This window comes from Streptomyces sp. NBC_01016, from assembly GCF_026341035.1.
In the GTDB taxonomy this organism is placed as follows: domain Bacteria; phylum Actinomycetota; class Actinomycetes; order Streptomycetales; family Streptomycetaceae; genus Streptomyces.
The window spans coordinates 3,280,517-3,298,753 of record NZ_JAPEOQ010000002.1 but is presented as its reverse complement, the minus strand read 5'-3'; the positions used below and the strand labels follow the sequence as shown (position 1 = coordinate 3,298,753).

Annotated in this window: 14 protein-coding genes; 6 read left to right on the top strand and 8 right to left on the bottom strand. The window is 70.3% G+C overall.

What is annotated here, in order from left to right; all coding sequences use genetic code 11:
- Window positions 1-6 precede the first annotated feature (6 nt).
- A complete protein-coding gene (locus OG746_RS41755; RefSeq protein WP_266724304.1) occupies window positions 7-1,659 on the bottom strand; it encodes an OPT/YSL family transporter in 1,653 nt (550 codons plus the stop codon).
- 274 nt (window positions 1,660-1,933) lie between these two features.
- On the opposite strand from OG746_RS41755, the gene OG746_RS41750 reads away from it, so the two are divergent.
- Window positions 1,934-2,710, top strand: a complete 777-nt coding sequence (locus OG746_RS41750; protein ID WP_266724302.1) for an IclR family transcriptional regulator — start codon at window positions 1,934-1,936, stop codon at window positions 2,708-2,710.
- Window positions 2,711-2,729: 19 nt separating this feature from the next.
- Here OG746_RS41750 and OG746_RS41745 read toward each other — a convergent pair whose 3' ends face one another.
- A complete protein-coding gene (locus OG746_RS41745) occupies window positions 2,730-3,410 on the bottom strand; it encodes an AroM family protein (protein ID WP_266724300.1) in 681 nt (226 codons plus the stop codon).
- A 250-nt stretch (window positions 3,411-3,660) separates the two neighbouring features.
- Here OG746_RS41745 and OG746_RS41740 point away from each other — a divergent pair, with 250 nt between their 5' ends.
- A complete protein-coding gene (locus tag OG746_RS41740) occupies window positions 3,661-6,003 on the top strand; it encodes an ATP-binding protein (RefSeq protein WP_266724298.1) in 2,343 nt (780 codons plus the stop codon).
- 18 nt (window positions 6,004-6,021) lie between these two features.
- Here OG746_RS41740 and OG746_RS41735 read toward each other — a convergent pair whose 3' ends face one another.
- Complete coding sequence (locus OG746_RS41735; RefSeq protein ID WP_266724296.1) at window positions 6,022-6,630, bottom strand: YdcF family protein; 609 nt, start codon at window positions 6,628-6,630, stop codon at window positions 6,022-6,024.
- Between the two features lie 287 nt (window positions 6,631-6,917).
- On the opposite strand from OG746_RS41735, the gene OG746_RS41730 reads away from it, so the two are divergent.
- Window positions 6,918-7,607: a TetR/AcrR family transcriptional regulator gene (locus OG746_RS41730; RefSeq protein ID WP_266724294.1), complete on the top strand. Its 690-nt coding sequence runs from the start codon at window positions 6,918-6,920 to the stop codon at window positions 7,605-7,607.
- A gap of 42 nt (window positions 7,608-7,649) precedes the next feature.
- On the opposite strand, the gene OG746_RS41725 is transcribed toward OG746_RS41730, so the two are convergent.
- The 4 genes from OG746_RS41725 to OG746_RS41710 form a co-directional block, all read right to left on the bottom strand.
- Window positions 7,650-9,257: an FAD-dependent oxidoreductase gene (locus OG746_RS41725; protein ID WP_266724292.1), complete on the bottom strand. Its 1,608-nt coding sequence runs from the start codon at window positions 9,255-9,257 to the stop codon at window positions 7,650-7,652.
- A 345-nt stretch (window positions 9,258-9,602) separates the two neighbouring features.
- Window positions 9,603-10,574, bottom strand: coding sequence for an AurF N-oxygenase family protein (locus OG746_RS41720; protein ID WP_266724290.1), 972 nt, complete (start codon window positions 10,572-10,574; stop codon window positions 9,603-9,605).
- 41 nt (window positions 10,575-10,615) lie between these two features.
- Window positions 10,616-12,118 carry a flavin-containing monooxygenase gene (locus OG746_RS41715; protein ID WP_266724288.1) on the bottom strand — a complete coding sequence of 501 codons (1,503 nt, stop codon included), beginning with the start codon at window positions 12,116-12,118 and terminating at the stop codon, window positions 10,616-10,618.
- A gap of 367 nt (window positions 12,119-12,485) precedes the next feature.
- A complete protein-coding gene (locus OG746_RS41710; protein ID WP_266724286.1) occupies window positions 12,486-13,367 on the bottom strand; it encodes an SCO6745 family protein in 882 nt (293 codons plus the stop codon).
- Between the two features lie 119 nt (window positions 13,368-13,486).
- Between OG746_RS41710 and OG746_RS41705 the strand changes: the two genes are divergently transcribed.
- Window positions 13,487-14,065, top strand: a complete 579-nt coding sequence (locus OG746_RS41705) for a TetR/AcrR family transcriptional regulator (RefSeq protein ID WP_266724284.1) — start codon at window positions 13,487-13,489, stop codon at window positions 14,063-14,065.
- 172 nt (window positions 14,066-14,237) lie between these two features.
- Window positions 14,238-16,682, top strand: a complete 2,445-nt coding sequence (locus OG746_RS41700) for a GH92 family glycosyl hydrolase (protein ID WP_266724282.1) — start codon at window positions 14,238-14,240, stop codon at window positions 16,680-16,682.
- 65 nt (window positions 16,683-16,747) lie between these two features.
- Here the strand turns inward: OG746_RS41700 and OG746_RS41695 are convergent, their stop codons facing one another.
- Window positions 16,748-17,014 (bottom strand): hypothetical protein, encoded by a 267-nt coding sequence (locus OG746_RS41695; protein WP_266724280.1) that lies wholly within the window; start codon window positions 17,012-17,014, stop codon window positions 16,748-16,750.
- A 273-nt stretch (window positions 17,015-17,287) separates the two neighbouring features.
- Here OG746_RS41695 and OG746_RS41690 point away from each other — a divergent pair, with 273 nt between their 5' ends.
- A complete protein-coding gene (locus OG746_RS41690) occupies window positions 17,288-18,199 on the top strand; it encodes a phosphotransferase family protein (protein WP_266724278.1) in 912 nt (303 codons plus the stop codon).
- Window positions 18,200-18,237: the final 38 nt, after the last annotated feature.

Genomic DNA, 18,237 nt, shown 5'->3' with positions numbered 1-18,237 from the left:
GGAGAGCTACTTCGTCGCCGTCCACACGCCGTTGCCGAACGAATAGAGCGCGTCGCCCGCGATCGCTCCGCCGGCGAAGACCTCGAGGTTCTCCTTGGCCTTGGGGCCGAGGAAGCGCGGCGCGAGGACGCGGACAACGAGGCCCGCGGCGACCATCCAGCCGGCCATGGGCGTCGTGATCAGCAGGCCGGTGGCGAGCATGATGCCGAGCTGGCGCTTCGGGCCGCCGATGAGCTGGACGATCGCGCCGGGGATCGCCCACAGGGCCAGCTGTTTGGCCGTCTCCACGGACGGCCCTGCCTTGATGGCGGCGACGTACGCGGCGTCGATCGGGGCGGTCTGCCCCTTGTTGAAGAACATCTGGTACGAGACCGCCACGACGACGATCGCGATGCCGAAGCCGACCATCGCGGCGATCAACTGCTGTCGGCGACCCTCCAGTTCGAAGGCCGGGTCCGCGCCCTCGCCGCGCAGCATGAAGCCGGCCTTGAGGTCGTAGCCCATGTCGGCGAATGCCGGTCCGGTGGCCGCGGTGAAGCCGGAGAGGACGACGAGGGCCTCGGGCGGGAAGCCGACGAGGATGCCGAGCAGCAGCGTGATCAGGGCGATCGCGAAGGCCGGGAACCAGCCGGAGTGCATGGAGGCGATACCGACGAGCAGCTCGTGCAGGAACGCGGCCACGGTGGCGTAGAGGACGAAGGCGATCAGCATGCCCACGCTCATGTGCGTGAAAATGCCGGTACCGAGGGAGAGCAGGATCGAGATGGCGAGGTAGGCGCCGAAGCCCAGTCGCAGCGACTTGCCGAGGCGCCGGGCGCCGTCGTCGGGGGCAGCAGCGGGCCCGGTTGTGGCGGCCGGAGCGGTCGTCTTGCGCGTCTTGAGGACCGTGCGGCCGACCTGGATCAAGGCGACCAGACCGGCGCCGATCATCATGCCGTGCGGCAGGTACATGGCGTTCAGGTCGAGGCCGAACAGCGGCTCGGCGTAGCTGATGATCAGCAGGCCCGCGCCGAACGCGGCCATCGAGGCGAGCCCGCCGATCAGGGCGACACCGAACGCGGACATCGGCAGCGCGAACGCGGCTCCCGCCAGGCCGGTGACCAGGCCGAGGCCCAGCACTCCGGCGCGCCGGCCGCCCTCGTCGCCCGCCTTGATGGCCTCGGCGGCGGCGAGTCCCGGGGCCCACGGGTTGCTCGCGGGGAAGGCCGGGGTGTCGTACATCCGGTACAGCAGCCAGGCGTCGACCAGCATCGCGACGGAGACGCCGATCAGCATCGGCACGATCATGTTGTCCAGGCCGAACAGGAACGGGATGCCGATCGGCAGGAACAGGCTGTTGGCGGCGCCGAAGGTGGCCGAGGAGATGCTCGTCTGCGCCAGGTTCTGGGCGTGCACCGAACGGAAGCCGCGGAAGGCGACGAGCGGGACGCGGGCCAGCGTCATCGCGGCCAGCGCGCCGATCAGCGACGTGCTCGGGGTGACGCCGAGGGTGGCGAGCAGCTGCACGCCGACGATCGCGCCGAACACGCTGAGCACCACGGTCAGGACCAGGTTGCCGGGGGCGAGGGCGCGGGGATGGCGGCGCGGGGCGCCGCCCGCGTCGTGCGGGTCCCCGGCGTCGGCCGTGGGTGGCCTCTCGGTGTCGGCGTTGGTGCTCATGGGTGCTCCTGACGGTCGGCGCCGGTCGGCGACCTGGCGGAGTCGCGGAGTCGCGGGGTTGCGACGTCGCGAAGTTGTCGAGTTCTATATTCTGGAACTAGTTCCGAATATCTGGACCTGGATCATTCATAGACCTCGGGCGTGCCGTCAAGCCCCTTCGAGGAGTTCTCACGATGTGAGCCGCACATGAGCCCGACGACGGGGCAGTGCGGGCGGCGCCGCACGAGCGCATACGATCGGACCCGGAAACCGATCGGGGGAGGCACAGGAACCGGTGAGCACACTCGCCAACGCACGGGACGTGCTGCGCCTGATGGCGCACCTGCAGCGCGATGTCACCGTGACCGATGTCGCGGCCGAGCTCGGGCTGCCCAAGAGCTCGGTGTCACGGACGCTGAGCATGATGGCCGAGTACGGCTTCCTCGACCGCGACCCGCTGACCCGCGCCTACCGCCCCGGCGGCCTGATCATGGAGGCCTCGTACCACTTCCGCGCCTCGCGCGGCACCGTCTCCCTGCTGGAGGAGGAGGCCGCACGCCTCGTCGCCGACACCGGGTACACCGGGTACGTGGACGTGCTCGACGGGGCCGAGTCGTTGGTGCTGCACATGCGCATCGGCACGGCCGGCGCCCTCCAGGCGTACACACCGGCGGGCACCCGGGCACCCGCGTACGCCACCTCGATGGGCCGGGCGCTGCTGGCCCGCCTGGACGACGCGCAGGTCATGCGGCTCGTCGACGCCCGTCTCGGACAGGCGACGGGTACGGCCCCGCGGACCCGCAAGGAGCTGGTCGCCACGCTGGCCCGGATCCGCGTCGACGGCTGGGACATCTCGCAGGGCGAGTGGGTGCCGAACGTGGGTGGCATCTCGGCCGCCGTGCTCGACAACGACACGGGCCAGATCTTCGGCATCGGCATCGCACTGCCGGCCCCGGAACTGCGCGACGAGACGACCGAACGCTTCGGCAGGGCGGTACGCGATGCGGCCGCCCGCGTCGGCAAGCGCATCGGTGACCCGTACTGGCTGCGCTTCGTCGCCGACGAGGGCTGACCCGGGGACCTGCGGCGCCCTACGCGAGGAGCGGGCCGGTCATGGCTCCGGTGATCCCGCTCGACGTGAGGACCGGCACGCGGACGCCGCCCGCGCGCAGCGCCTCGCGGTGCCGGTCCGCGTATCCCATGCAGTCCAGGACGAGGGCCGCCACGCCCCGACCCATCAACTCCCGTGCCGCGTCGAGCAGTTCGGTCTCGTCCGCGGCGTAGGGCGACGCCGTGGCGAACTCCGGCGCCGGCGTGACACCCCGCCACTTCTCACGCGCCGCGGCCACCTGCTCCGACAGCGGCACGATCACGCCCACCGGCACGCCGCTCAACACACCACGGACGTACGTCGTCAGCAGGGCGTCCGGTTCGACGAGCAGCGCACGCCGGGCGCGCAGGGCCGGGAACTCGCCGGTGCACAGCAGCACCACGGTGTCGACGCCCTCCTCCTCCAGCGCGTCGACCCGATCCTGCAGGGCCTCCCCCACGGCGGATTCGTCGAGGGTGACCGTGACTCCGGTCGCGAGGCGGGTGATCAGGGTGGGCCGCCCGGGGGTGGCGGCAAGGCGCTCCGCCGCTCGCGCAGGGTCGGGCCCGTCGAGCACACCGGCGTGCCGCACGCGCGCGGTGGCGGGCAGTGCCGCCTCGATCCCGCCACTGAGGTCGGGGCGCGGCGACTGGCCGATGGTCAGAAAGCCGACGTTTCGCATGAGTTCTGGATTCCTTCGAGTTCAAGATTATGAGACTGGATTCCAGAAAGATAGACATGCGGTGGGCGGCATTGTCATCGAGGGGTGTGGCTGATGCGGATACCGATGCGATCGTCGACCACTTCGACGACGCCCACTGAGCCGCACCACCCAGCAATCGAACGCGGATCCTACGCCGCACCTCACCGATTCGTATGGACCTTCGCGCATCCCGCCGCACGCTCCGGGCGCGCGGGGGAAAATCCGCTGCATGACGTTCGGCATTGTGCGGCGCCGTCCCGGCGAACTCCCCCGTGAGCTCACCGGTTTCATCGGCCGGGCCCCTGAATTGACCCAGTTGGCAACGGCGTTGGACACACAGCGATGTGTCACCGTGGTGGGTCCTGGCGGTGTCGGCAAGACCCGGCTCGCGCTCCGCGCCCTCGCGGGCCGCACCACCGGGGCCGATGCGCCGGTGTGCCTGGTGGAACTGTCCGCGTTGCGCGACCCCGGGCTGCTTCCGCACACCCTCGCCGCCTGCCTCGACCTGCCCGAGCAGTCGGTGCGGCCCCAACTGGACGTGGTCCTCGACCACTTGCGGGAGACGCCCGCGCTCATCGTCCTGGACACCTGCGAGCACCTGGTGGACGCCTGCGCCGAGCTCGTGGACGTGCTGCTGCGCGAGACCGACGGCGTGCGCGTCCTCGCGACCAGCAGGCAGCCCCTCGACGTACCGGGTGAGCACACCTTCCCGCTGTCGCCGCTCGGTGTGTCGGACGCCGGCGGCGAGGCGGTCTCCCTCTTCGAGCAGCGGGCCGCGGCCGTCGTCCCCGGATTCGAAGTCACGGACGCCAGCCGGGAAGCCGTCGTGCGGCTGTGCCGCCGCCTGGACGGCATGCCGCTCGCCATCGAACTGGCCACCGTCCGGCTGCGCGCCGTGCCGCTGAACCAGCTCATCGACCGCCTGGAGGACCGTTTCCGTCTTCTCACCGGCGGCCGCCGCACCTCGCTGCCGCGCCATCAGACGCTGCGTACGACCATCGACTGGAGCTACGACCTGTGCGACGCCCGCGAGCAGCGGCTGTGGGCGCGAATCTCCGTCTTCGGTGACGTCTTCGACCTCTCGGCCGCCGAAGAGGTGTGTGGCTTCGGTGAGTTGGGATCGGACGAGGTGCTGGAGGTACTCATCGACCTCGTCGACAAGTCCGTGGTGCAGCGGGTGGACGAGTTCGGGCCCGGCAACGGCGTCGACGGTGCCACCCGCTACCGGATGCTCGACACCCTGCGCGAGTACGGGGCCGAGAAGCTGGCCGCATTCGGCGAGGAGACCGCGGCACGCGACCGGCATCTGGCCCGGTACGTCAAGGCGGCGGACGAGTTCGACCGGCACTTCATCGACGACGACCAGTTGCCGCGCTGCCAGGCCCTGCGTCGCGAACACCCCGACATCCGGCTGGCGTTGGAGTACGCGCTCGGGCGCGGTGACCGTGAGCAGAAGGGGGCCGGGCTCGCGGGGGCGCTGTGGGGGTACTGGCAGATCACGGGGCTCCTCACGGAGGGGCGGTACTGGCAGCAGAAGGCCGCGGCGGCCTTTCCCGGGGCGACACCGGAGCGGGCCTGGGCGTTGATCATCGGCGGGTACATCAAGACCTTCCAGGGTGACCCGGCCGGCGCCGTTCCGGAGATCAAGGAGGGCATCGAGATCGCCGACCGGCTCGGTGAGTCCCTGATCCGGGCCCGCGGCTGGCTGTATCTGCACTGCGCGCACACGTTCGCCTGCGACTTCGATCGCGCCGAGCGGGCCGCGGTGGCCGCCCATGAACGGCTCGCGGCGCTCGGCGACCTCGTCGGCCTGGTCTGCCTGGATGTTCAGGCCGGATACCAGTACCACCTGTCCGGGCAGGACGACCTCGCCCTGGAGCGCAGCGGCCAGGGGCTCGCCCGGCTCGGCGTCGGCTCCAAGGAGTGCTGGCTGCGCGGCTTCGTGCACACCATCGTGGGGCTCAGCCACTACTCGAAGGGGGATCCGGGGGCGAGCGAGGTGGCCCTCAAGGAGGCGCTGCCGCTCAAGGCGGCTCTCGGCGACGTGATCGGCTGCGGCTACGCGGTGGAGATCATGGCGTGGGCCGCGGCCCGCGACGGCCGTCACCGGCGGGCCGCCTGGCTGTTCGGCGGTTCGGACGCGCTGTGGCAGTCGACCGGCGGCGAGCTGCTGAGCGGAGCTCCGGTCTCCGTGGAGAACCACCGGATGGCGGCGGAGGCGACGCGTTCGGACCTGGGCGGCGACGTCTACGAGCAGTTGTGGCAGCTGGGCGCCACCGCACCGCGCGAGGCCCTGTTCGCGGCCGCGCTCACCGGGGCGGACGAACTCGTCCTGGAACCGGCCGAGTTGCCGGGCCAGCGCAGAGCGGGTTCCGGGGAGTCACTGACCCGCCGCGAGCACGAAGTGGCACGCCTGGCGGCCGAAGGACTGTCGAACCGGGAGATCGCCGAGCGCCTCTTCATCTCCCGCCGTACGGTCGATGCCCACATGGAACGCATCCTCTCCAAACTCGGCATCAACTCCCGCAACCGCATCGCGGTAAAGCTCGCCACGGCGACGACCGGAGAGTGAGGGCCGCCGAGCGGTCGTCTAAATGGAGGCCTTCCGTTCTTCGGCCCTGAGGCCGCGGAGTGTCCACAGCCCGTACAGCGCCAGCAGCGGCTTGCCGACCAGCCACTCACCCGGTCGGCAGTCGTCCGCCCGCACCAGCCTTTCGGCGAGGTCGGGGCGCTGTCGGCGCAGGTAGACGCGGGCCTTCAGTGCATGCGCCGGCTGGGAGGCGATCTTGATGCGGTCGGCGTCCTCGAGCATGGGGATCACGTTCGTGATGTTCTCCCATGTCGTCGTGGACCGTTCTTCGAGGAGCAGCGTGGCGTCGAACGCGAGCACCGACTTCGCGTAGTCGGCCATCAACCGGGATTCCGTGGCGGGGCTCCCGGCCGCCGCGCCACCGCTGAAGATCACGCGTGTGTCGCTGGCGTTGTCGGCGGCTACGGAACGGAGGCCGGCGCGTACCCGCCAGCGGTTGATGAAGTTCGCCGTCGGCTGCGGGTTGCGGAAACCCAGCACGACCACGGCCTCGGATCCGGTTCCGCCCCTGGCGCTCCCCACCAAGGTGCGCGACCAGCGCCGGTTCAGCCACTCGCCCCAGAGCAGGGCGGCTGCCCCTGCTGTCGCCAGGCCCGTACGCCGTCGCATGCGGCGACTGTAATGGGTGGCGGACAGCCGCGAGCGCTCCGTGGACCCGCTCGAACGCAAGCGCCGCCGGGGCCCAGGAGGGGGCGGAAGGTCCCCGGCGGCGACCACCTTGCAGAAGGAACGTTTCCACACTGCACGGCCGAAGTGGCGCAAACGCGCCGTTCGGACTGAAGAGTGCTGAAGAGTGCCGAAGAGTACTGAAGAGTGCCGAAGACGGCGGAGGAGTGTGTCTCACACCCCTCCGCTGTCCTGGTTATGTGTTCGGATCGGGCCGATATCCTGGGGGGATGGCGGAGAGAACCGGCGGTGAGCCGCAGATTGATGGACGCTCCACCCGCTGGGACGGGCACAAGGCACAGCGTCAGGTCGAGTTGGTGGACGCGGCTGTCGCGCTCATCGAGGAGGAGGGCGCGCACTTTCGGATGCAGCGCCTGGCGGAGCGCGTGGGCCTGCCGCGGTCCGTGCTCTACCGGCACTTCAAGGACCGCGCCTCCTTCGACGAGTTGATCCGCCGGCGCGTCGTGGAGTCGTTCGTGAAGCGGATGGAGCCCACGCTCAGCTTCGAAGGCACCGTCGAGGAGTCCGTGTACCGCGTGGTGGGCGCGCATCTGGACTGGGTGGCCCAACATCCGCGCCTGTACGCCTACATGGGCGTCGCAGAACACTCGATGGGCGACGGCTCGCTGGTGGCGGACACCAAGACGGCCATCGCGCTGATGCTGAGCGAGCGGTTCAGTGACGTACTGGCGGCCCTTGGGCTGAAGGGGGCGCCGATCCGTTCGGTGGCGGTCGGCATCGTGGGGTTCGTGGACACCGCGGTCAACCAGTGGATGCGGGATCCCGAACGCGAGCTGTCCGAGGACGAGTTGCGCGCCATGCTGTGCCGCTCGGTTTGGGCGGTGCTGGAGGCGGCGCTGCGGGACTTCGGCGTGGAGCTGTCGCCGCAGGAGCGGGTGGCGGATGTGGAAGGGGCCTGACTGCACTGCCGGTCGGTCGGGGCCGGCCGGCAGCGCTGTGCGTCAGCCGGCCGCGACCGGGGTGGCCTGCGCGGACCGCCGCAGGGCCTCGGTGTCCGTGAGCTTGACGCGGGGGCGGCCCTGGGCCTCGCCCGCCGCCCGTTCCGCGCGGTCGATCGCCTGCCAGGCTTCCAGGCCAAGGGCGTCCGGCGCCGCCGTGGCGCCGGGCTCCGGCTGCGGGAGGCGGCCCGCGGCGAAGTCGTCGAGGAGGGACTCGACCGTTTCGTGGGCGCAGGTCTTGTTCGTGCCGATGAACCCGGTCGGGCCGCGCTTGACCCAGCCCGCGACGTAGACACCGGGCTCGACCCGGCCTCCCTCGTGCGGGACGGTCGCGCTGTCCTCGTCGAAGGGCAGGCCGGGGACGGGCCGGGCGCGGTAGCCGACGGAGCGCAGCACGAGGCCGGTCTCCAGGGTCTCGGTGGAGCCGGTGGGCCGGGCGCGTACGGTGCCGTCCTCGTCGGTGTGCAGGGTGGTCGGGTTGAGCTCCAGGGCCTGTACGCGGTCCTCGCCGACGAGGCGCGCCGGTCCCGCGAGGAAGCGCAGCACGATGCGGCGGCGGCCCTCGACCGGGGTATGGGCGGCCAGTTCCGCCAGCAGCCGGGTCTTCTCGTTGGTGTCGGGGGCCAGGCCCTCGGGCCAGCCCTCGATGCTCACGTCCACGTCCTTGAGGGCGGAGAGCGCGAGGAGTTCGGGCACGGTGAACGCGGCCTGAGCGGGGCCCCGGCGGCCGAGGAGGACGACCTCGCGGACCTTGCTGGCGCGCAGCGCGTCGAGCGCGCGGTCGGAGATGTCGGTACGGGCCAGGGCGTCGGGGTCGGCGGTGAGGATGCGGGCGACGTCGAGGGCGACGTTGCCGTTGCCGATGACGACGGCGCGTTCGGTGTCGAGGGGGTGGTCGTCGTGGGCGCGGTCGGGGTGGCCGTTGTACCAGGCGACGAAGTCCGTGGCGGAGACGCTGCCGGGCAGGTCCTCGCCCTCGATACCGAGGCGCTTGTCGGTCGCCGCGCCGACGGCGTAGATCACCGCGTGGTGCTCGCGCAGCAGGTCGGCGTGGGTGAGGTCGGTGCCGACCTGGACGCCGAGGCGGTAGCTGAATCCGGGCTGCGACTCGATGGTCCGGAACAGCTCCGTGACCTGCTTGGTGTCCTGGTGGTCGGGTGCCACGCCGGCCCGCGCGAGCCCGTACGGGGTGGGGAGCCGGTCGTGGACGGTCACGCGCACACCCGGGTGCCGCAGCAGCTCGTCGGCGGCGAACAGCCCGGCGGGCCCCGCGCCGACGACCGCGACCGACAACTCACCTTCCGGGAGCGTGCGTTGCCTGGGCACGACGTACATGGGGGCGCGGTCGTCGTGCGGATTCTGCTTGTAGTAGGAGGCGTTCAGCTCCAGGAACGGCAACTCCGCCTCGCTGAGGGCGGTGTGCGGCTTGAGCGCGTCGACCGGGCAGGCCGTCGTGCAGGCGCCGCAGTCCACGCAGGTGCGCGGATCGACGTACAGCATCTCGGCGGTGGCGAAGCCGGGTTCGCCCGGAGCGGGGTGGATGCAGTTGACCGGACAGGCCAGCACGCAGGAGGCGTCGGCGCAGCAGGATCGGGTGACGGCGTACGGCACGGCGGGCTGGTCTCCGTTCGGACGTTCAGGGAAGAGCGGTGCGGGGACTGACGGGTGGTCAGTCGGCGAGCGGGCCGGGCTCACCGCGGAAGCGGACGGTCAGTCGGCGAACAGGCCAGGCTCACCGCGGAAGCGGACGGTCAGTCGGCGAACAGGCCAGGCTCACCGCGGAAGCGGACGGTCAGTCGGCGAACAGGCCAGGCTCACCGCGGAAGCGGACGGTCAGCCGGCGAACAGGCCAGGCTCACCGCGGAAGCGGACGGTCAGCCGGCGAGCAGGCCGGGCTCGCCGCAGAAGCGGACGGTCAGTCGGCAAGCAGGCCAGGCTCACCGCGGAAGCGGGTGGTCAGTCGGCGAGCGGGGAGGGCTCGCCGCGGAAGCGTGCGGGGCGGCCGTCGATGCGCAGGGCCCTCCACAGCGGGCGGGACACCTTGTTCATCAGGCCGATGTCCTGGGCGAGCATCCGCACGTCGGAGAAGAGCTCCTGGAGCATCTTCTGGCCGGCCTCGGACTTCCAGAAGACTTCCTTGATCACCCAGTCCGGGATGCCGACCAGGTCGGCGGACTTCTTGTCGGGGATCATGATGACGTCGCACAGGGTCCGCATGATCACCGGGAAGAGGACGGACAGGGCGCCGCGGCGGGCCTTGCCGTAGCGCGGGACGCGCAGCCGCAGGAACTCGTGCGCGAAGGAGATGTGCCGGGCCTCCTCCGCGATATGGATCTGCATGATCCGCTGCGGCAGCGGGTGCACCGGCTCCCCGCTGCGCAGGGCCCCCTTCTGCAGATGGTCGATGGGCTCCTCACCGGCGAGGATGCCGGTGAAGAACGCCTCGGGGTACAGGGAGCCGAACAGCGGCAGAACCCGGCTGAGCTGGCGGAACCAGCGCTTGCCGCCCGGGGTGTCCACGCCGGTGCGGTTCACCAGCTCCTGGAACATCTGGGTGTGGTGGGTCTCTTCGGTGATCTCGTGCGTGAGGTACCTGAACTCCAGGTTCTGGTTGCCCAGTTGGTAGATGTAGTCCAGCGCCCCTCGCATCAGGAGGTTCTCGAACTGCATCCCCACCTTGGCGATCACCGCCCAGCGCCAGATCCCGATCCGGATCTGCGTCTCCAGCGGCTGCTTCTGGTACCAGGGGTGGGCGCCCAGGGCGTCCGCGGAGGTGAGCACCCAGCGGGTGTCGCTCGTGTCCACGGCGAACTCGGGGTCGTCCCACTTGATGTCGACGAAGGCGTTGAAGTTGACGTTGACGGAGCCCTCGGACAAGGTCCGCAGGCGCTCGTCGTAGACCTTCCTGGACAGGTTCGGGGTCATCATCGTCCTCGATTGTCGGTGGTAGGAGCTGGTCGAACAGGCTGTCAGGCTGCGCGGGTCGGTTCCTGGGTCTCGGCCGGCCGGCCCGCCTTGTCGAAGCGCAGGGGGCTGTCGTCGATGGGGGCGTTCTGGAGCATGGCCCGGTCGCGGTAGTAGTTGTTCCACAGCCGCCACGGGTCGCGGGTGCCCTGGCGCGGCATGACCTTGTCGGCGCGGGCGATGTAGCCGGAGGTCAGCGCCTCGCCCATGACGGAGAACTCGGAACGGTCACCGTCGGAGGCCACCGGGGTGGCGATGTCGTGCCCGTTGCGGCGCATGTGCGCGAGCAGGCGGGCGGTGTAGTCGGCCGCCAGGTCCGCCTTCAGGGTCCAGGAGGCGTTGGTGTACCCGATGACGAGCGACATGTTGGGCACGCCCTCGAGCAGTACGGCCTTGTAGAGCACGCGGTTCGTGACGTCCACCGGGACGCCGTCGACGGTCACGTCCATGCCGCCCATGAGGCGCACGCTCAGACCGGTCGCGGTGACGACGATGTCGGCCTTGAGCTCCTCGCCCGACTTCAGGCGGATGCCGTCGGCGGTGAACGTGTCGATGTGGTCGGTGGCGATGGCCGCCTTGCCGCGCTTGAGCACCTTGAACAGGTCGCCGCCGGGTACGACGCACAGACGCTGGTCCCAGGGCTTGTACGTGGGGCTGAAGTGGCGCATGTCGACGCCCTTGCCCGCCTGGGCCCGTACGAGCCCGAGCAGCACCTTGCGGGCGAGGCGCGGGTACTTGCGGCAGAAGGCGTAACTCCCGCGCTGAAGTGCGATGTTGCGCGCCCGGACCACCTTGTGGGTCAGCCGGGCGGGGGCGCGCAGCTTCTTCATGACGGAGGTGAGCGGGTCCACCTCCGGCAGTGCCATGACGTACGTGGGCGACCGCTGGAGCATGGTGACGCTCGCGGCCTTGTCGGCCATCGCGGGCAGCAGGGTGATGGCGGTGGCCCCGGAGCCGATGACGACCACGCGCTTGTCGGCGTAGTCCAGGTCCTCCGGCCACTGCTGGGGGTGCACGAGCGTGCCCTGATAGTCGGCCTCGCCCGGGAACTCGGGGCGGTAGGGCTTGTCGTAGTCGTAATAGCCGGTCGCGCCGACGAGGTAGCCGGCACTGTACGACTCGTGCTCGCCGGTGCCCTCGTCCTCGACCTCGACGGTCCAGCGCCCGGTCTCGTGGGAGAAGTCGGCGCTGATGGCGCGGCGGCCGAAGCGGGTGCGCTCCAGGATGCCGCCGTCGGACGCGGCGTCCTCCACGTACTGGCGGATCTGCGCTCCGTCGGCGAGGATGCGCGCGTCGCTCCAGGGCCGGAATCCGAAGCCGAAGGTGGGCATGTCGGAGTCGGACCGGATGCCGGGGTACCGGAAGAGGTCCCAGGTCCCACCCACGCGGGCGCGGCGCTCGAGTACGACGAGCGAGGCCCTGGGGTTGTCGCGCAGGACATGGCGCGCGGCGCTGATGCCGGATATTCCGGCACCGATGACCAGGACGTCGACGTGCTGCTGCTCCATCGCGGAGGGTCCTCGCTCTCGCTCGTGAGCCCCTGAGAGAGACAGGGACGGAGGGTTCAGCGCCTCTCGGGGCACTGGCGGCTACTCAGACACGTGGTTCTCATCTGCGCGGTACCCGCAATTTACCTGCGACACTCTGTTTCAGATACCGTTGGTAACGTGACGTGGGTCACACAGGAGAACTCGCGTGGCACGGCCGAACACCCGCGAACGGTAAAGAAGTTGGCGGAGGCGGCCGTGACCAGGAACCACACCCAACCAACGGAACGCGGAGGTCACGACCCTCCACGAGGGGGGCGGCACGCTGTTCACGACCATCGGGATCCGGATGTCGACCACCGGTCATTGAGCGACCGGCACCGTCCCGTCACACCTTGCCGATCCCCAACGTGTTCGTCCCCGGCAGCAGCCCCGACCCGATGACCGCGACCCAGTAGTCCCCCAGCAGGTCGGCAAGCCGGCCCGTGTCGGCCGCGCCCAGTGCCTGCCAGGGCGCTGCCGCCAGCTCGTCCGTGTGGCGCTCGACCGTGGCGCGCAGCGCACGTCCCGCTTCGGTCGCCGTGCCGTCCGACTCCAAGAGGCCTCGCCCGACCAGCCGTTCACGCGCGGCGGACCACTCCTTCTCGCTCCAGCCGCGGCTCGCGAAGGTCTCCTCGGGTGCCGCCCCGATCGCCGCGAACGACACCAGCGCCTCCACCGGGTCGAGCCCCGCGACCAGCAGTGCCGCGAGATGGCCGTCCCCGCGGTGCTCGCGCAGGATCGTGGCGGCCTGCCAGAGCACCACGTGCGGCGCCGCCGGCCAGGGCTGCGCCGCGTTGGCGGCGGCCAGCGGGCGGCCCGCGTGCACGGCGGCCTCCGCGGCGCGGCGGGCCAGGGCGGCGGCCTCGGCCAGCTCCGGGCCGTCGATACGGTCACCGAAGAGCGCGCGGTAGGCCCGGTCGACGGCGCGAAGGCGGGCGGCCAGGGCGTCCGCGGGGGACGCGGCGTTCCATACGGAGGGGATGTGCTGCCCGACCGTCTCCGGGCTGAAGCTGTAGAACGCGGACGTCACCTGCTCGCTCCCGACCGGCCCGAGCGGCGCGGCCCGCCAGGCGAAGTAGGTGGGCCAGCGGCCGGGCTCAATGCCGAGCCGACGCGACTCCTCGAAGGATTCCGGGGCGAAGTAGACCACCGCGTGCAGCGGCTCCAGCATGTGCCACAGCTGACGTACGCGTCCGAGATCGATCCGATCCACGCTCTGTACCGACATGGCGCTCCCCTGTCCTAAGCCGTCACCCTAAGGCGTCCACACACTCGAACTTGACACTGGCTAGATTCCTCGTCCCGCCCGAACTTGTCAATGCCTAGATTCGGCGTAGCCTGCTGACCATGCCCACCGCCAAGAGCAGCTCGTACCACCACGGGGACCTGCGCCGCGCCATCCTGACGGCGGCCCTCGACGTCATCGCCACCGAGGGGCCGGGCGCCCTGAGCCTGCGCGACCTCGCCCGCCGCGCAGGCGTCTCGCACGCGGCCCCCGCCCACCACTTCAAGGACCGCACGGGCCTGCTCACCGCGATCGCCGCGGAGGGCTTCGAACTGCTGGCGGACGCCCTGGCCGAGGCGGCGGACCTGCGCGAACGCGGGGTGCGCTACCTCCGGTTCGGCATCGAGCACCCGGCGCACTTCCAGGTCATGTTCCAGCCGGACCTGCTGCGCTCCGACGACGCCGCGCTGCTCGCCGCCCGCGCCCGCACCGGAGCCGAACTGCGCTCCGGGGTCGCCGACGTACCGGCAAGCGGACGAGGCAAGGACGCCCAACTCGCGGGAGTCGCCGCCTGGTCACTCGCCCACGGCTTCACCACGCTCCTGCTGAGCGAGAACCTGCGGGGGCCGGTGGACGGTCGGGACCCGGAGGACGTGTTCCGGGCGCTGACCGAGCTGCTGTTCTCCGGAGGCCGGGGATAGCGCCCCTCCACGCAAGCACCCCTCCACCCAAGCGTCCCTCCACCCCATCTCACACACCCCTCCCCAACAGCGCCTATGGGTCCATCCATTGACGATCCATTGACGAATCCCCTCCCTCACGACAAAGATCGAAAGGAATCACTTCGACAACGTTGTCTAAAGAGAGGCCGCGATGAGAGCGTCGCCGTCACCGAGCTCGCAGAACTCACCGGGACCACTGAGATCGCTGAGGTCGCTCGCACCACTGCGATCGCTGCGATCGCTGCGGCGCACCGTCACCGCCGCGTTCGTCGTCACCACGGTGGCCGCCGCCACCCTCGCCCCCGGTGTCGCGAGCGCCAAGGAGACCGGGCCCGGCTTCGCCTCCGACCCGACGAGCCTGGTCGACACGTCGATCGGCAACAACGGCGACGGAACCACCTTCCCCGGTGCCACCACCCCCTTCGGCATGGTCCAGCTGAGCCCCGACACGCAGCTGAACAAGTACGCCTCGTACGACTACGCGCAGGACACCATCCTCGGCTTCAGCCACACGCACCTCTCCGGTGTCGGCTGTCAGACGATGGGCAATATCCGGTTCATGCCGACCACGGGCACGGTGACCTCGTCCGATCCGGCGCAGTACGGCGCGAAGTTCAGCCATGACAACGAGACGCGCTCGCCCGGCTATTACGGCGTGAAGTTCGACAACGGCATCAAGGCCGAGCTGTCGGCGACCCAGCGGACCGGCCAGCACCGCTATACGTTCCCCAGCGGTTCGGGCGCCGAGAACGTCCTCATCGAGGCCGGGGAGAGCAACGGCAGCACGTACGCCGGTGACATCAAGGTCGTCGGCGACAACACCGTCGAAGGCTGGGTGCAGGGCGGCAACTTCTGCGGGGAGACCGGCAAGGAGCGCTACCGGGTCTACTTCAGCGCCAAGTTCGACCGGACGTTCTCGAAGTTCGGCACCTGGAGCGACGGCACCCTCACCCCGAACCAGCGTGCGGCCTCGCGGGGCGACAAGCGCGCGGGTGCCTGGCTGTCGTTCGACCCGTCCAAGGGCGACAAGGTCGGCGCGTCGGTGGGCCTGTCCTACACCTCGGTCGACGGCGCGCGCCTCAACCGCGGTGCGGAGCAGCCGAGTTCGTTCGACCGGGCTCGCTCCGGCGCGCACGACGCGTGGCGCGACGAGCTGAACCGGATGCGCGTCGCCGGTGGCTCCACCGCCGACCAGCGCACGTACTACAGCGCCCTGTACCGCTCGCTCCTGCACCCGTCGATCGGCTCCGACGTCGACAACCGCTATCGCGGCTTCGACGACAAGGTGCATCGCGCGGATTCCACGTACTACCAGATGTTCTCGCTCTGGGACACGTACCGCTCGCAGAACCAGCTGGTCGCGCTGCTGCACCCGGACAAGGCCGCCGACATGGCCAAGTCCCTGCTGCACGTGTACAAAGACGGTGGCTGGCTGCCGCGTTGGGGCCTCGGCAACAGTGAGACGAACGTGATGAGCGGCGACCCCGTCACCCCGTTCATCGTCGACCTGTACAACCGGGGTCTGCTCGACCACCGCACCTCGCGCGAGCTCTTCGACGCGCTGTGGAAGAACGTCAATGAGGTACCGGCCGACCAGTCGACCTTCCGTGGCCGCGACGGCAACCCGACGTACGTCAAGAACGGCTTCGTCGGCTACCAGGATCTGCCCGGCTACAAGTTCGGCGACAGCCGCCAGGCCGGTTCGGCCACGCTCGAGTACGCGCTCGGCGACTGCGCCCTCGCCACGATGGCCGACGGCCTCGGTCACCGGGACAAGGCCGCGACGCTCGCCTCGCGCTGCGACAACTTCACCAAGTTGTGGGACTCGGGCGTCACTTCGGAGGGCTTCACCGGCTTCCCGGTGACGAAGAACGCGGACGGCAGCGTCGCGGGCGACCCCGACCCGACCCAGTCCGGCGCCTTCCACGAGGGCACGGCCTGGCAGTACCAGTGGCTCGCGCAGCAGAACCCGAAGGTCCTCTACGGCCTGATGGGCGGCAAGGCGGCGGCCGAGAAGCGGCTCGACAAGTTCTTCGACATGCCGACCGTGCTCAGCGACCCGGCGAAGGCCGCGAAGGACTCCTGGGTGACGGGCGCATACGACTACCACAACAACTTCGCGTTCAACCCGAACAACGAGCCCGACTTCCACGCTCCGTGGATGTACGCGTGGACCGACACCCCGTGGAAGACCTCCTCGGTGCTGCGGGCCATGCGGACGCTGTTCACCGACGACCCGTACGGCATGCCCGGGAATGACGACCTCGGCGCCACGTCGTCGCTGCTCGTCTTCGCCATGGCCGGTGTCTTCGAGGTCCAGCCCGGCTCGGCGAAGTACGTCCTGTCGGCCCCGATGTTCGACAAGGTCGAGATCCGCCCGGCACACGGCCGCAGGATCAGCATCGAGGCACCCGGCGCCGACGCGTCGAAGCTTCAGTACGTCTCGTCCGTGACCACGGGCAAGGGCACGCCGCTGCGCCAGAGCTGGCTCTCCCACAAGGACCTGCTCGGCGCCGGCAAGATCGGCTTCAAGCTCTCGGACAAGCCGACGAACTGGGGCGCGAACGCGGCGCCGCCTTCGGTGGCCGGGAACTGAGGTTGAGGTACTGGGGCGCGGCTCCTCCTTCACGGGGGGCCGCGCCCTTCCCTGTGTAGTGCGCGCTACGACGTTCCCATCCCCGGGAACACCTCCAGCCGCTCCTCGCAGTACGCCCGCAGCCCCTCCACGTAGGAACGGATCGCATCGCAGGCGTAGTGCGAGCGGTCCCAGTCGGCGTACAGGGGGACGGTGAGTGCGCCCTCAGGCGTGTTCACGACGAGTTCCGTCAGGTCGAAGCGGGCATGGTCCGTCACCAGGCACACCCCGCGCCCCGCCGCGGCCTGCGCCTGCGCCTGCGCCTGCGCCTGCGCCTGCGCCTGCGCGAACAACGAGGAGCCGGTCTCCGTGACCTCGGCGGGGACGACACCGGCCCGGGCTCACACGCCGCCTGCCCCACGCTCGACGCCCTGTACGCCGCCATCGCCGAGCGCGCCGCCACGCTGCCCGCCTATGCCTGGGTGAAGACGGGTGACGCGTCACCAAGCCTTCGTAAGCGTAGGGCCCCTCGCGAAATGCGCTTGCGTGTGTCGTCCGCCGGATGATGCGGTGGCCGGGTGATCAATCACCATGAATCAGCCGACGCGTCGGCCACCGTCCGCCCGTTGACGCTTGCGTGGGTGGGGCGGTTCCTGGAGGCCGGAGAGCGCATCGTCCGCGTCGAGGCGCTGCACGGTGGTGTCACCGCCGAGATGCGGAGGCTGACCGTCGCCGCGCGGGGCGGAGGTACCCGTCAACTGGTGTTGCGGAGTTTCGTGGACCCGTTCTTCGTGGATCGCGCCGAGGACGCGCTGGACCGGGAGGCCGGTGCGTTGGCCCTGCTGGAGCAGGCGGGCGATGTACCGGCACCGGGGCTCCTCGCGGTTGATCCCACTGCCGCGCATTGCGAGTACCCCTCGCTCCTGATGACGTGTCTGCCGGGGCGTGCGCTCCTCGGCGGTGAAGGACTGGAGACGCGAGTCCGGCTGCTCGCGCGGCAGCTCGCGGCGATTCATGCGGTACGCCCGAGCGAACAGCCCCCGAAGTACGAGGCGTTGACCACCGCCGACACCGTCGTGGTCCCCGAGGGCGCCGACACCGCCGCATGGGCCGCGGCCATCGACGTCATCCGTGCGCCCGCGCCGCCCTACGAAGGGCGCTTCCTGCACCGGGACTTCCACCTCGGCAACGTACTCTTCGACGCGTCCCCGACCCGGATCACCGGCGTCGTCGACTGGGCCGGGGCCTCCTGGGGCCCGGCGGACCTCGACGTGGCGCACAGCTGCACCAATCTCGCGTTGCTGCACGGGCCGGAGTGGGGACAGCGGTTCGCCGACGCGTACGAGGAGGCCGGTGGGGTGCTCGCCGCTGACGACGGCGAGCGGCTGTACTGGCGGGTGCGGGATGCGCTGGCGTTCTCGGAAGAGGTGCAGGTGGTGGCGCGGCCGTGGCGGGAGGCCGGGAGGACGGAGCTGACGACGCGGGTCGTGGAGGAGCGGCTGGATGCCTACGTCACGGGCCTGATGGCACGGATCTGATGACACGGGCCTGACGGGCACAGGCCTGATGGCACGGA